The following is a 14,438-nucleotide window of genomic DNA, read 5'->3' as shown; positions in this document are numbered from 1 at the left end:
TTTTTGTTTAAGTAAACCTTACTCGTTACACTCACTAAAGTGATCAAAGCCTTTAAGATTAGGATAAACATCTTTACCATCACGTAAATAACGAATACCTTCAGCAATCGGCATAATTTGCCCTATACAATGAAAATCTGCGCCGGTATGCGCTAATGCAATTTCTAAAGCGCCACGGTTTATTTCAGGTACTGTAAAGCAAAGTTCGTAATCTTCACCGCCACTTAATGCCCAAACCTCCGCTTGTTCTTCGCTCACTTCTGCTTTCATCGCTGGCGAGTAAGGTAATGCATCTAAATTTAAGCGAGCACCACAACCACTTGCCGTGAGAATATGATTCAAGTCTGAAATCAAGCCATCAGAAATATCAATCGCAGATGTCGCTAAATGGCGTAATGCTTGACCTTGTAGTAAACGAGGTTGAGGGCGCAAATGCCGTGCAACAAAATAATCACTATTCTCTTTTTCTGTCGGCTGTAATCTATTTTGTAAGACAGCAAGCCCTGCTGCACTATCACCTAAAAAACCCGTAACATAGATCCAATCGCCAATTTTAGCTCCTGAACGTAATAATGCCGTTCCTTGTGGAACTAGCCCTTGTATTGTGATTGTTAAGCTTAAAGGGCCACGCGTGGTATCACCGCCGATTAGCTGGATTGCATAATAATCAGCTAATGCAAAGAAGGAGCGGCTAAATGCCTCAAGCCATTCACTGTTTGTATCAGGAAGTGTTAAAGCTAATGAAGCCCAAGAAGGATCTGCGCCAACGGCAGCTAAATCACTAATATTTACAGCAAGTGCTTTATAGGCTAAATCTTCAGGTGAGATAGAAGGAAGGAAATGAATGCCACTTACTAAAGTATCAGTACTAATAGCAACTTGTTGCTTTTCAGGCACAGTTAATATTGCGCAGTCATCGCCAATTCCTGTACTCACATCTTTTCGTTTTACAGGTTGTGAAGTGAAATATTGCTTAATAAGGGAGAATTCACCACAAGGCATTATCTATTTCCTATTGAGCTATGCATACTAGACTAGCTTTATTAAACAAAAGGCCGGAAATACCGGCCTTGAATTATTTACCATAGAGGAAACGTGAAAAACGTTATTTTTTACGTACAGTTGGTGCAGCTTTATCAAGCACGCCATTAACAAATTTATGGCTATCGTCAGCACCAAATACCTTAGCCAGTTCAATCGCTTCGTTAATCGCAACTTTGTAAGGAACATCTTCACGGAAGCTAAGTTCAAACATTGCTAAACGTAAAATTGCTTTTTCAACTTGACCTAACTCTTCAAGTTGGCGGGATAAATAAGGTTCCATCGCCTTATCTAAACGTGTTGCATTAATGGCAACACCCACTAAAAGCTCACGAAAATAAGCAATATCTACACCTTGGGTATCCTGCTCGGATAAAAACTCCAATTCCACATCCGCGATGTCATTTCCGGATAATTGCCATGAGTAGATAGCTTGAACAGCACACTCACGAGCACGACGACGAGCAGCAGGTTTCACAAAATTCCCCTTAAGTTAAAACAGATGATTAGCCTTTTATGGCTTTAAGTACATTGATCATTTCTAGTGCTGTCATTGCAGCTTCAGCACCTTTATTGCCCGCTTTAGTTCCAGCACGTTCAATAGCCTGTTCAATATTTTCAGTGGTTAATACACCAAAAGTCACAGGGATCTCACTTTGCATTGCAACTTGAGATAGGCCAGAACTACATTCGCCAGCAACGTATTCAAAATGTGCGGTTCCACCACGGATAACAGTACCTAATGCGATAACTGCATCGTATTTGTCGCTTTCTGCTAATGCTTTAACAGTTAATGGCAACTCATAAGCGCCAGGAACCCAAACGACGGTAATATTTTCAGAGGAAACTTGTCCAATACGTTCTAATGCATCAACGGCACCTTCTAATAGGTTATCGTTGATAAAGTTATTAAAACGGGCAATTGCAATTGCTACGCGTGCATTTGGCGCCGCGACAACACCTTTGATTACGTTCATAGGTTACCTTTTTCTCCTATCCGCGGGGCGCGGATTTTATCATATTCTTTCCTTTACTGCGCTCTGTTTTATTATTACACAGCAAAGGAGCCAAAAACCCTTGATAAATCAAGGCATTTAGTTGGCTGATAACGATGTCGTAACGACAGGAAATAACACACACAGCGCTATTTTACTACAAATAGCGCCGTAGACACACTTATTTGCGTCTATTAATAACGAGGTTTTAAGCAAACTCTGATATCAGAGCCAATTTTTTGGAGAGAATCTACTGTAAATTCAGGAGCTTCGGACAAGGATGAAAGTGGAGAAAGTGCAAATAATCCACGTGCATCATTCCCTAAAATTTTAGGTGCAATATAAATAATAAGCTCATCAACAAGCCCTGCTTCTAATAATGCGCCAGCAAAATGAGCGCCACTTTCAACCCATACAGTATTGATATTACGTTTACCCAATTGCATCATTAATAAAACTAAATCCACACCACTGTTTTTGCCATTCGTTGGTAATAGGATTTCTGATACATTGCCTTGCCAGTCACTTAGCTGCGATTTTGTACGCGCCAACCAACATTCACCTTCAATTTGAGTGATTTTATGATTTTCAGTCACTCTATTTTGACTATCCGTAATAATACGAATAGGTTGGCGTAGCGTCTCTTCAGGATAAAGCGCTTTAACTTCATCTGAAAGCTCATCCCAACGTACATTCATAGAAGGATTGTCAGCAAGCACAGTTGCACTTGTCGTTAAAATAGCGCTGGCTTGGGCTCGAAAATTTTGTACATCCCGACGAGATGCTTTAGAGGTTATCCATTGGCTTTCACCTGATGCTAATGCTGTTTTACCATCTAACGACGCACCTAATTTTAGCTGGATATAAGGGAAGCCTGTTCTCATGCGTTTAAAAAAGCCAACATTTAATTTCTCAGCTTCTTGCATCAAAACACCATGAGAAACATCAATTCCGGCTGATAATAACTTGTGTAATCCTCGTCCTGCAACCTGAGGATTGGGATCTTGCATCGCAGCAACAACGCGTTTTATTCCGGCATTAATCAAGGCATCAGCACAAGGTGGCGTTTTACCAAAGTGGCTACAAGGTTCAAGTGTGACATAAGCTGTCGCCCCTTTTGCTTTATCTCCTGCCATTTTTAATGCATTGACTTCAGCATGAGGGCCACCTGCGTGATGGTGATAACCTTCACCAATAATCTCCCCCTCTTTTACAATCACACACCCCACATTAGGATTAGGCGATGTTGTAAAGCGACCTAATGCAGCAAGCTCAATGGCTCGGCGCATATAGTGTTCATCATGCAGGCTTTCATTTTCACTTGGATTGTTGCTGTTGTTATTTATCATAATAATTACATGTAATTTTATTATTTATCGTTATTTTTCAAATCATTAAATAAAGCACAGTATTAATGTATTAATCCTGTAATTTTGCAATTTCTTCACCAAAATCACGGATATCTTCAAAACTACGATAAACAGAAGCAAAGCGAATATAAGCCACTTTATCGAGTTTCTTCAGTTGTTCCATAACAAAATTGCCAATCTCTTTTGAAGGGATTTCTCTTTCACCCGTCGCTCTTAATTGTGATTTGATATGGCTTATCGCAGCTTCAACATCATCTGAACTCACTGGACGCTTTTCTAATGCTTTAAGCATACCTCGACGAAGTTTTTCTTCATCAAAAGGCTCACGTATTTCATCACTTTTCACAACACGAGGCATCACTAACTCTGCTACTTCAAAGGTAGTAAAACGTTCATGACAAACAAGACATTGGCGACGACGGCGCACTTGTGAACCATCACCAACAAGTCTGGAATCAATTACCTTGGTATCTACGGCTCCACAAAATGGGCAATGCATAGTTATTCCTACTTTTGACAATACTCATAAACAGTGTACCTGTTCAGTGAACAAAAAACACCCTGTCAGTATACACTGGCAGGGTGTTTGCGATGTTTTATCAGAAAAACGCTCTATTATGGTAAGAGTGTAGTCTGATCGGCACCCTCTTTTTCCACTTTTTGTACAATCAAGTGTTCACGTTTCATTCCCATTTTCAGTGCTAATGCAGAAGCCACATAAATAGAAGAAATAGTACCGATTGAAACACCGATTAACATCACTAAAGAGAAGCCTTGAAGCATTGAACCACCAAAGATATACAGCATTAAAACAACCAGTAAAGTTGTTGCTGATGTCATGATGGTACGGCTTAATGTCTGAGTCAAAGATACGTTCATGATTTCATAAGACGTACCACGACGGATTTTACGGAAATTCTCACGAATACGGTCAGATACAACAATACTATCGTTCAGTGAGTAACCGATAACAGACATCAATGACGCTACAATGGTTAAATCAACTTCTATCTGGAAAAGTGCAAGCACACCCAGCGTGATCACTACGTCATGCGCAAGTGCAATAACCGCACCTAATGCCAAACGCCATTCAAAACGGAATCCAACATAGATAAGAATACAGATAAGGGCAGATAATAACGCCATTGCACCTGTTTGCGCCAATTCACTACCGACACTTGGCCCCACAAATTCAATACGTTTTACTACAGCGTCGTTATCAACTTTAGCATTGATAACATCAATGACTTGCTTACCTAATTCTTGGCCGGCCTGTCCTTCAACAGGAGGCATACGCACCATAATATCGCGACTGCTACCAAAGTTTTGTAACAGAGGATCTTTAAAGCCCGCTGCATCTAGGCTATCACGCATTTTATCAAGGTCGGCTGGTTGACTGAGATTGATCTCAATTACTGTACCACCTGTAAAATCCAGTCCCCAGTTAAATCCTTTCACGGAAATGATAGCAATTGATGCTATCAAAAGCAGAAACGAAATACTAAAGGCGACGTTGTCCCAACGCATAAAGTCAATGACTTTACGACCATGGTTTAATTGTTCAACAGTATAATCCTGTGCCACAACGTGCTCCTTAAATAGACAGTTTCTTAACGCGTTTACCACCATACAGCAGGTTTACAATCGCACGCGTACCCACAATAGCGGTAAACATGGAGGTTGCAACCCCGATTGCAGTTGTGATAGCAAAGCCTTTAATTGAGCCGGTACCGACTGCATAAAGGATCACGGCTGTAATCAGTGTGGTTAAGTTCGCATCAATAATACTGGAGAAGGCACCTTTATAACCTTCATGGATTGCTTGTTGTACTGATCGGCCGTTTCGTAACTCTTCTTTGATACGTTCGTTTATCAGTACGTTGGCATCGACGGCCACGGCAAGTGTTAATACGATACCTGCAATACCCGGCATGGTCAGTGTTGCGCCCGGTAATAGTGACATTACCCCAACGATTAACACTAAGTTAGCCATTAATGCAGTGCTCGCAATCACACCAAATTTACGATAATAAATTATCATAAAGGCAACAGACGCAATCAGACCCCATAAACACGCTTCTAAACCTTGGGTAATATTTTGCAGACCCAAAGTTGGACCAATCGTTCTTTCTTCAACGATTTGAATAGGTGCAATCAACGCACCAGCACGTAATAACAGAGATAACTGACGTGCTTCATTCGCATTTGAAATACCCGTAATACGGAAGCTATTTCCTAAACGACTTTGAATATTCGCAACGTTGATAACTTCTTCGCTTTTAACTAATACAGCACGGTCATTCTCATCGCGTTTACCGCTGTCTTTATACTCTACGAACAGTGTTGCCATCGGTTTACCGACGTTGTCTTTCGTAAAGTTAGACATGATAGAACCACCCGCACTATCAAGTGAAATATTCACTTGAGGTTGACCATATTCATCAGCTTGAGAAGTCGAGTCAGTAATGTGGTCACCCGTTAAAATAACGCGTTTATAAAGAATAGTTGGTCTACCTTCACGGGTATATTTCACTTCTGAATCGCCCGGAATACGACCTGTTTCTAAAGCAGAAGGATCAACAGTGGTATTGACTAAACGGAATTCTAATGTTGCTGTCGCACCTAAGATTTCTTTAGCACGAGCGGTATCTTGGATACCCGGTAATTCAACAACAATTCGGTCAGCACCTTGACGTTGAACTAATGGCTCTGCAACACCTAACTGGTTAACACGATTACGTAAGATGGTGATGTTTTGCTGTACTGCATAAGTACGCGCATCACGTAAACGTTCGTCAGTAAAAATAGCTCTTAATGAGTTATTTGCGCCATCTCTAAAAATGAGATCTTGATTACGACGAGTTAGGTAATCTGAAGCTTTAGAGCGATCATCCGAATTACGGAAACGAATTTCAACGCCATAGCTATCCGTTTTACGGATAGATGAATACGGAATGCCTTCGTCACGTAATAATGTACGTAGACTTTCAACATTTTGTTCCTGAAGTTTACCCAACGCGGTTTCCATATCGACTTCCATCAAGAAGTGAACACCACCACGTAAGTCTAACCCCAGTTTCATCGGCTCACCGCCAATGGCTTCTAACCATTTTGGTGTTGCCGGTGCTAGGTTAAGTGCAACAATGAACTGGTCGCCTAATGCAGGCAACAACACTTCGCGGGCACGTAACTGAATATCAGGGTTACCGAAACGAGCCAAAATCGCACCATTTTCAAGTGCAATAGATTTCGCTTCAATTTTTTCTTTATCTAATAAAGATCGAACTTGATCCAGTGTTTGCTCATTGGCGGCGGTTCCCCGCGCGCCAGTGATTTGAACAGCCGGATCCTCACCATATAGGTTAGGAAGTGCGTAAAGCAGACCGATGAGGATAGCGGCTATCAACATCAGGTACTTCCACAAAGGATAACGGTTTAGCACGGCAGTTCCCTTTTCCCTTTGGGGAAATGTTATTAAATAGCTTTCATTGTGCCTTTAGGTAATACAGCGGCAACAAAGTCACGTTTGATAGTTACTTCAGTTGTTTCATTCAGAGCAACAACGATATAGCCGTTATCTGAAACCTTAACAACACGACCAATTAAACCACCAGTCGTTAAAACTTCATCACCTTTACCAATAGAATCCATCAGTTTACGATGTTCTTTAGTACGTTTTTGCTGTGGACGTAGGATCATAAAATAGAAAATCAGAATAAAGATCACTAACATCGGTAAAATAGACATAAAGCTAGCTTCAGGTGCTGCTTGTCCAGCAGAAGCAACAGCATCAGAAATGAAAAAACTCATTCACTTTTCCTCATTGTTGTCGATATCGACGATATTCAAGTTATAAGCCCAATATCATACACAGAATTGGGCTTTCTCGTATACATTATTCACACTTAGTCGCACTGCCATTTAGCGGCGGGACGGGTTTTCCAATACGTTCGTAGAATTCGTGTACAAACTCTTCAAAACGAGAGTCTTCAATAGACTGACGAATTTCAGCCATCAAACGCTGATAATAACGCAAGTTGTGGATAGTGTTCAGCCTTGCACCTAAAATTTCGTTACAACGATCAAGATGATGTAAATAAGCACGGCTATAATTTTTACAGGTATAGCAGTCACAATGTTCATCAAGGGTTGATGTATCAGAGCGATGTTTCGCATTACGAATTTTAATCACACCATCGGTTACAAACAGGTGGCCATTTCGTGCATTTCGTGTTGGCATGACACAGTCAAACATATCAATACCACGACGAACACCTTCAACTAAATCTTCTGGTTTACCGACACCCATTAAATAACGCGGTTTATTCGCAGGAATTTGAGGGCAGACATGCTCTAAAATACGATGCATATCTTCTTTAGGTTCACCGACCGCAAGGCCGCCGACAGCGTAACCGTCAAAACCAATTTCGACTAGTCCTTTTACTGAGATATCACGTAAATCTTCGTAAACACCGCCTTGAATAATACCGAATAATGAATTTTTGTTATTGAGTTCATCAAAGCGCGCACGACTACGTTTAGCCCAACGTAATGACATCTCCATTGAGTTTTTCGCATAATCCCAATCTGAAGGATATGGCGTACACTCATCAAAAATCATCACAATGTCAGAACCCAAGTCGTATTGGATTTCCATTGATTTTTCTGGGCTTAAGAAAATCTTTTCGCCATTAATAGGGTTACGGAAATGAACACCCTCTTCTTTAATTTTACGCATCGCGCCTAAACTAAAGACTTGGAAACCACCTGAGTCCGTTAAAATAGGACCTTGCCATTGCATAAAATCATGTAAATCACCATGTAACTTCATGATTTCTTGACCAGGGCGTAACCATAAGTGGAAAGTGTTACCTAAAAGAATTTGCGCACCTGTTGCTTTTACTTCTTCAGGTGTCATTCCTTTTACTGTGCCGTAAGTACCCACTGGCATAAATGCAGGTGTCTCAACAACACCACGTTCAAAAATAAGGCGACCGCGGCGAGCATTACCGTCGGTTTTATCTAATTCGTATTTCACTCATCCTCCAAGCATCAGAAAAACAGTCCAATGCGCAATAAAAAACAGCACATTCTAATCATTTGTTAGACGGCTGTATATGTTACTTCAACAAAAACCCGTGCTTAGTCAAAGGGATTAAGCCATAAAATTGAAATAACAATTCATAAAACGAAGAAAAACGTTAAAAAGAATAATAAATCTTTATTCTTGTCCTACTTTTTCATTGATAGCTAAAGGATTACGAGTAATAAACATCGCATCACCATAACTGAAAAAACGATACTCTTGATCAACCGCTTCTTTATAAGCATTCATGGTATTTTTATACCCAGCAAAAGCAGAAACCAGCATGATTAAAGTCGATTCAGGCAAATGGAAATTCGTAATCAATGCATCAATAATTTGATATTGATAACCCGGATAAATAAAGATTTGGGTATCATCGAAGAAAGGTGCTATTAACGCATCGTTTGTTGCTTTTGCAGCACTTTCTAATGAACGAACAGAAGTTGTACCTACAGCAATTACGCGATTACCACGCGCTTTACACGCTAATACAGCATCAACCACTTCTTGTGGTACTTCTGCGTATTCAGAATGCATTGTGTGTTCTTCGATATTATCAACACGCACCGGTTGGAAAGTACCAGCGCCAACATGCAGTGTCACAAATGCCATTTCAACACCTTTTTCTTTTAAGGCTTGAAGTAATGGTTCGTCAAAGTGTAATCCCGCAGTAGGTGCTGCAACAGCGCCTGGACGCTCATTATAAACCGTTTGATAAAGCTCTTTATCAGACTCTTCATCAGGACGATCAATATAAGGAGGTAAAGGCATATGCCCAATGCTATTTAGGATGGTAAGAATATCTCTTTCATCATCAAAGCGAATTTCAAAAAGTGTATCATGACGCGCAACCATAGTTGCTTGTACACTTTCATCTTCACCTAGCACAAGTGCAGCGCCTTCTTTTGGCGATTTAGAGGCTCTTACATGGGCAAGAACGCGATGTTCATCAAGCATACGCTCAACTAACACTTCGATTTTACCACCTGACGCTTTACGACCATAAATACGCGCAGGGATCACGCGAGTATTATTAAAAACCAGCAGATCACCCGCATTTATTTTATCTAACACATCGGTAAAAATACCGTGTGATAAAGCCCCCGTCTCACCGTCTAAAGAAAGCAAACGACAACCACTGCGTTGAGGTTGCGGATAGTGAGCAATCAATGCCTCTGGCAATTCAAATGTAAAGTCTGATACACGCATAATTAAACGACTACTTTCATAAAAAACAGGCGGACTAGTCTAGTGCTGCCAGCTTATCAGTGCAAGAAAGAAGCCCTTTTTTATTCAAAAAGCGCTATGATGATGTGATGAATTATCTTGCTCACTTACATCTCGCCTTTAGGGCAAAAAGCTCTCTATTAGGCAATATGATGGCAGATTACGTTAAAGGCGCACCTAGCTCTGATTACAGCCAAGCTGTGATTGAGGGTATTCGTATGCATAGACGCATTGATGTGCTCACTGACACTCACCCATTAGTCAAACAAGCTCGCCTTTTATTTCCTGATGAATATCGCCGAGTTTCACCGATTACCTTAGATGTTTTTTGGGATCATTTTCTTTCTTTAAATTGGTCAAGATTCGAACCGGATATACCTTTAACTAAATTTGTCACCCAAACCCGAAATATTATTGAACCTGATTTATGGCAAACACCTGAAAAATTCCAAGAGCTTAATGAGTATCTATGGTCACAATCTTGGTTAATTCGTTATGCTGACAAAGCATATATTGCTCAAACATTGAAAGGAATGGCGAGAAGAAGACCACGCTTAAGTGCGCTCGCTGGCTCTTATATCGTACTTGAAACACATTACGATGAATTAAGTGAGATTTTTTGGCAGTTTTATCCACAATTGTTAGAAAGAGCACAGCATCACCAACTTGATGACTGATACATTTAACTACCATTTTGAGTTTCATCTTTTTGTCATATTGTAGAATTACATTTGATATATCAAAAAGATGCCAAGTCAATTTATCATATTATTCATAACGACTTGTTAACAAGCATAGTATTCATTTCCAAAGTTGATTAGAATGAATCGTTATACAAGGAGTCATAAATAATCCTACTTTATTGTATTAAATTGATAGCTATAATCTATCAAATAGATTGTTCTGTTTGACTTTATCAATAGCGATTGATTATTTATGCTGTATGCATCATTTAAAAACAGGGTATACACCCTGAATTTACTCTAAATAATTCGAGGTGTAGCTAGGCGACAAGTGAATGAGTCGCTAGGAGCATACAAAAGTATGTGACTAGTGCGAATGAACGCAGTCAACAACGCTACAACTTAAAATATGACGGGTATAAACAAGGTATACACCCTGAATTTACCCTAAATAGTTCGAAGTGTAGCTAGGCGACAAGTGAATGAGTCGCTAGGAGCATACAAAAGTATGTGACTAGTGCGAATGAACGCAGTCAACAACGCTACAACTTAAAATATGACGGGTATAAACAAGGTATACACCCTGAATTTACCCTAAATAGTTCGAAGTGTAGCTAGGCGACAAGTGAATGAGTCGCTAGGAGCATACAAAAGTATGTGACTAGTGCGAATGAACGCAGTCAACAACGCTACAACTTAAAATATGACGGGTATAAACAAGGTATACACCCTGAATTTACCCTAAATAGTTCGAAGTGTAGCTAGGCGACAAGTGAATGAGTCGCTAGGAGCATACAAAAGTATGTGACTAGTGCGAATGAACGCAGTCAACAACGCTACAACTTGAAATATGACGGGTATAAACTCTTTCAATTTACAGGAGTACATTATGGTTCTGGTTACTCGCAAAGCCCCTGATTTCACCGCAGCAGCCGTTTTAGGTAATGGTGAAATTGTTAATGATTTCAACCTGCATTCATTTATCAAAGGCAAACCTGCCGTTATTTTCTTCTGGCCAATGGATTTCACATTTGTTTGCCCTTCAGAGCTGATTGCATTTGATCACCGTTTTGAAGAATTCAAAAAACGTGGCGTAGAAATCATCGGTGTTTCTATGGACTCTGAATTTGTTCATAACGCATGGCGTAAAACGCCAATTGATGATGGCGGTATTGGTGAAGTTAAATATCCAATGGTTGCGGATATCAAACATGACATTATCAAAGCTTACGGTATCGAACACCCAGAAGCAGGCGTTGCTCTGCGTGGTTCATTCCTGATTGACAAAGAAGGCGTTGTTCGTCACCAAGTCGTTAACGATCTGCCATTAGGTCGTAACATTGATGAAATGATCCGTACCGTTGATGCACTGCAATTCCATGAAGAACACGGCGAAGTGTGCCCTGCACAGTGGGAAAAAGGTCAAGAAGGTATGGGCGCATCTCCAGACGGCGTTGCTAAATATCTGAAAGCAAACTCAAGCAAACTGTAATCGTTCAGTAAGCTAATGCATTTCTAAAAGCCTGTGAAAAAACAGGCTTTTTTTGTTTATTCAGCACTTATCTATTTATTTCTTATCAACTCTATTTATTACTGCAATAAGTTATACACAAGCGTATTGTTTACCTGCTTAAAGATAGTTTTGTGATCATCACATCAAAAAAAATTCTCATCACCAATAACCTCTCTCTATAATTATTGTTACGCAATTGTTAATTTCGTATTAATAACAGCGTAAAACTCTATATTTGTATTTATTAAATATAACTCCCTGTTATAGATGGAGATAATAATGATTACTATAAAAAAGACTCACCTGCTGTTACTCACCGCTCTTTTTTCACATTCACTTTATGCGGCCTATGAACCCGCTGTCGAAGCACAACATGGTATGGTTGTCTCTTCTCAACATTTAGCATCACAAGTCGGGAATGATATTTTACAAAAAGGGGGAAATGCGATAGATGCTGCCGTTGCAGTTGGTTATGCGCAAGCTGTCGTAAATGCCTGCTGCGGTAATATTGGTGGTGGTGGCTTCATGACAATACACCTTGCTGATGGCACAAATACTTTTATTAATTTTAGAGAAACCGCGCCTGCCGCAGCGTCTAAAAATATGTATTTAGATAAAGAAGGTAACTTAATTAAAGGTGCCAGTTTATATGGCTATCTCGCTTCAGGTGTACCTGGTACGGTAAAAGGGCTTGATGCTGCGTTGGAAAAATATGGCACTCTTTCACGCCAAGAAGTGATGGCGCCTGCGATTAAACTTGCAAGAGAAGGCTATATTTTAACGCGTGCTGATACTGATGTATTAGAAACAACAACAGAACGCTTTAAACAAGATCCTGAGTCGGCAAAAATTTTCTTAAAACCAGATGGAACAGCATGGCAACCCGGTGATCGCTTAATTCAGACTGATTTAGCCAATACGCTTGAGCTTATTGCAAAGCAAGGTGCTGAGGCTTTTTATCAAGGTGAAATTCCTAAAAAAGTAGAAGAGGCCTCAAAACAGCATAAGGGAATGCTAACCAAAGATGATTTCGCAAACTTCACTATCACCGAAACCAAACCTATCACCTGTACTTATCGGGGTTACGAATTTATTTCTGCACCACCGCCAAGTTCAGGCGGAGTCACTATCTGCCAAACCCTGAATATTTTGGAAGGTTATGATCTTAAATCGATGGGCTTTAATTCAGCTGAATATGTTCATACTCTAACGGAAGCAATGCGTCATGCTTATATGGACAGAAACACCTTTCTTGGTGATCCTCAATTTATTAACAATCCAACAGAAAAGTTACTCAGCAAAGCTTATGCCACAGATATTCGCCAACAAATACACCCCAACAAAGCAACGCCATCAGAAAATGTACAACCCGGTATCGCTCCTCATGAAAGCCCTGAAACAACACACTACTCAGTTATAGATAAAAATGGTAACGCAGTTTCAACCACTTATACTATAAATGGTCGTTTCGGTGCCGTTGTTATTGCACCAGGAACCGGTTTTTTCCTCAATAATGAAATGGATGATTTTACAACCAAAGTTGGCGAGAAAAACCTCTATGGTTTAGTACAAGGTGAACGTAATAGCATTGCCCCATTAAAACGCCCACTGTCGTCGATGAGCCCAACCATTGTGACAAAGGAAGGCAAACCTTTCTTAATTTTAGGATCACCGGGGGGTTCACGTATTATTTCAATTACCTTACAAACTGCACTGAATATTATTGAGTTCGGTATGCCACCACAAGAAGCGGTTAATAGCCCTCGTATTCATCATCAATGGCTACCTGATGAGGTTTATTATGAACAACGAGGATTATCAAAAGACACTTTAGAAAAACTCTCAGCTATGGGATATAAAATGGTAGAACAAACCCCGTGGGGAGCAGCTGAATTGATTATGGTTGGACTTCCCGGAGAAGAAGGTGTGATACCCGCATCATCAGGTAATGACTCAGCTGTTTCTGGTGCAGTGCGTGAAGGTTATCTTTATGGATCAAATGATGTTCGTCGCCCTGCGGGGAAAGCCGTGGGTTACTAACCATAAAAACAAATGATGAAACAAACAAAAGAAACCTTTTCTTAATTAGATAAGGTTTCTTTTTTTATAAAAATGATCTAGTCATGGTTTTACAATTTATTCATATTTGTAGCTATTAATAATAATCAAAACTCATATTTCATTTAATCGATAATTAATATCGAATATCAATTAATTATTAAAATAATAACATTAAATAAAATACAAGAACAAATCACCTTTAATTCAATTTCAATAATAGAATATATATAAATAGTAGTTATTCTCTTTCGTAATTACAGATAAAAATAATAATCATTTAATTAAACAAATTAAATAACACGAATTATTTTTATTTCTATGATAGTAATCACAGAATAAATTTTTTAATAACCACACTATCAGAAAGGATAATAAAAATACGTAAAAAATGGAGATAACACATTGTAAACACAAATATTTAACATTTTCTTACAACGTGTTTTTTAATCATAAAAAGAGTTG

The 14,438-nt window shown here is 39.6% G+C and carries 13 protein-coding genes; 3 read left to right on the top strand and 10 right to left on the bottom strand.

Annotation, left to right across the window (positions count from 1 at the left end):
* Window positions 1–18: 18 nt before the first annotated feature.
* The 10 genes from thiL to queA form a co-directional block, all read right to left on the bottom strand.
* Window positions 19–1,002: a thiamine-phosphate kinase gene (thiL, locus tag CBE70_RS09945; protein WP_100159227.1), complete on the bottom strand. Its 984-nt coding sequence runs from the start codon at window positions 1,000–1,002 to the stop codon at window positions 19–21.
* 103 nt (window positions 1,003–1,105) lie between these two features.
* Window positions 1,106–1,519 carry a transcription antitermination factor NusB gene (gene nusB, locus CBE70_RS09940; RefSeq protein ID WP_006535124.1) on the bottom strand — a complete coding sequence of 138 codons (414 nt, stop codon included), beginning with the start codon at window positions 1,517–1,519 and terminating at the stop codon, window positions 1,106–1,108.
* Window positions 1,520–1,547: 28 nt separating this feature from the next.
* Complete coding sequence (ribH, locus tag CBE70_RS09935) at window positions 1,548–2,018, bottom strand: 6,7-dimethyl-8-ribityllumazine synthase (RefSeq protein ID WP_100159226.1); 471 nt, start codon at window positions 2,016–2,018, stop codon at window positions 1,548–1,550.
* Between the two features lie 212 nt (window positions 2,019–2,230).
* Window positions 2,231–3,385 (bottom strand): bifunctional diaminohydroxyphosphoribosylaminopyrimidine deaminase/5-amino-6-(5-phosphoribosylamino)uracil reductase RibD, encoded by a 1,155-nt coding sequence (gene ribD / locus CBE70_RS09930; protein ID WP_198585711.1) that lies wholly within the window; start codon window positions 3,383–3,385, stop codon window positions 2,231–2,233.
* A 70-nt stretch (window positions 3,386–3,455) separates the two neighbouring features.
* Window positions 3,456–3,905 (bottom strand): transcriptional regulator NrdR, encoded by a 450-nt coding sequence (gene nrdR, locus CBE70_RS09925; RefSeq protein ID WP_006535128.1) that lies wholly within the window; start codon window positions 3,903–3,905, stop codon window positions 3,456–3,458.
* A gap of 116 nt (window positions 3,906–4,021) precedes the next feature.
* Complete coding sequence (gene secF / locus CBE70_RS09920; RefSeq protein WP_100159224.1) at window positions 4,022–4,990, bottom strand: protein translocase subunit SecF; 969 nt, start codon at window positions 4,988–4,990, stop codon at window positions 4,022–4,024.
* A gap of 10 nt (window positions 4,991–5,000) precedes the next feature.
* Window positions 5,001–6,848, bottom strand: a complete 1,848-nt coding sequence (gene secD / locus CBE70_RS09915) for a protein translocase subunit SecD (RefSeq protein WP_100159223.1) — start codon at window positions 6,846–6,848, stop codon at window positions 5,001–5,003.
* A gap of 32 nt (window positions 6,849–6,880) precedes the next feature.
* The gene (gene yajC / locus CBE70_RS09910) at window positions 6,881–7,216 is read right to left on the bottom strand and encodes a preprotein translocase subunit YajC (protein ID WP_006535133.1); all 336 of its coding nucleotides are present in this window, start codon (window positions 7,214–7,216) and stop codon (window positions 6,881–6,883) included.
* 85 nt (window positions 7,217–7,301) lie between these two features.
* The gene (gene tgt, locus CBE70_RS09905; RefSeq protein WP_036911729.1) at window positions 7,302–8,444 is read right to left on the bottom strand and encodes a tRNA guanosine(34) transglycosylase Tgt; all 1,143 of its coding nucleotides are present in this window, start codon (window positions 8,442–8,444) and stop codon (window positions 7,302–7,304) included.
* Window positions 8,445–8,627: 183 nt separating this feature from the next.
* Window positions 8,628–9,701 (bottom strand): tRNA preQ1(34) S-adenosylmethionine ribosyltransferase-isomerase QueA, encoded by a 1,074-nt coding sequence (gene queA / locus CBE70_RS09900; protein ID WP_100159222.1) that lies wholly within the window; start codon window positions 9,699–9,701, stop codon window positions 8,628–8,630.
* A 107-nt stretch (window positions 9,702–9,808) separates the two neighbouring features.
* Between queA and CBE70_RS09895 the strand changes: the two genes are divergently transcribed.
* The 3 genes from CBE70_RS09895 (at window position 9,809) to ggt (ending at window position 13,955) form a co-directional block, all read left to right on the top strand.
* On the top strand, window positions 9,809–10,396 hold the full coding sequence (locus tag CBE70_RS09895; RefSeq protein ID WP_100159343.1) for an acyl carrier protein phosphodiesterase: 588 nt from the start codon (window positions 9,809–9,811) through the stop codon (window positions 10,394–10,396).
* Between the two features lie 895 nt (window positions 10,397–11,291).
* Window positions 11,292–11,894, top strand: coding sequence for a peroxiredoxin C (locus CBE70_RS09890; protein ID WP_100159221.1), 603 nt, complete (start codon window positions 11,292–11,294; stop codon window positions 11,892–11,894).
* Window positions 11,895–12,194: 300 nt separating this feature from the next.
* Window positions 12,195–13,955, top strand: coding sequence for a gamma-glutamyltransferase (gene ggt, locus CBE70_RS09885; RefSeq protein WP_100159220.1), 1,761 nt, complete (start codon window positions 12,195–12,197; stop codon window positions 13,953–13,955).
* The last annotated feature ends 483 nt before the right edge of the window (window positions 13,956–14,438 follow it).

This window comes from Proteus columbae (genome assembly GCF_002777965.1).
GTDB lineage: Bacteria > Pseudomonadota > Gammaproteobacteria > Enterobacterales > Enterobacteriaceae > Proteus > Proteus columbae.
The sequence above is the reverse complement of the archived record's forward strand: the minus strand, read 5'-3'. Positions and strand labels throughout refer to the sequence as shown.

Bases quoted from the DNA above. Each gene is read 5' to 3' on its own strand.
- thiL (WP_100159227.1), bottom strand. From the start codon at position 1,002: ATGCCTTGTGGTGAATTCTCCCTTATTAAGCAATATTTCACTTCACAA.
- ribH (WP_100159226.1), bottom strand. From the start codon at position 2,018: ATGAACGTAATCAAAGGTGTTGTCGCGGCGCCAAATGCACGCGTAGCA.
- ribD (WP_198585711.1), bottom strand. From the start codon at position 3,385: ATGATAAATAACAACAGCAACAATCCAAGTGAAAATGAAAGCCTGCAT.
- nrdR (WP_006535128.1), bottom strand. From the start codon at position 3,905: ATGCATTGCCCATTTTGTGGAGCCGTAGATACCAAGGTAATTGATTCC.
- yajC (WP_006535133.1), bottom strand. From the start codon at position 7,216: ATGAGTTTTTTCATTTCTGATGCTGTTGCTTCTGCTGGACAAGCAGCA.
- queA (WP_100159222.1), bottom strand. From the start codon at position 9,701: ATGCGTGTATCAGACTTTACATTTGAATTGCCAGAGGCATTGATTGCT.
- CBE70_RS09895 (WP_100159343.1), top strand. From the start codon at position 9,809: ATGAATTATCTTGCTCACTTACATCTCGCCTTTAGGGCAAAAAGCTCT.
- CBE70_RS09890 (WP_100159221.1), top strand. From the start codon at position 11,292: ATGGTTCTGGTTACTCGCAAAGCCCCTGATTTCACCGCAGCAGCCGTT.
- ggt (WP_100159220.1), top strand. From the start codon at position 12,195: ATGATTACTATAAAAAAGACTCACCTGCTGTTACTCACCGCTCTTTTT.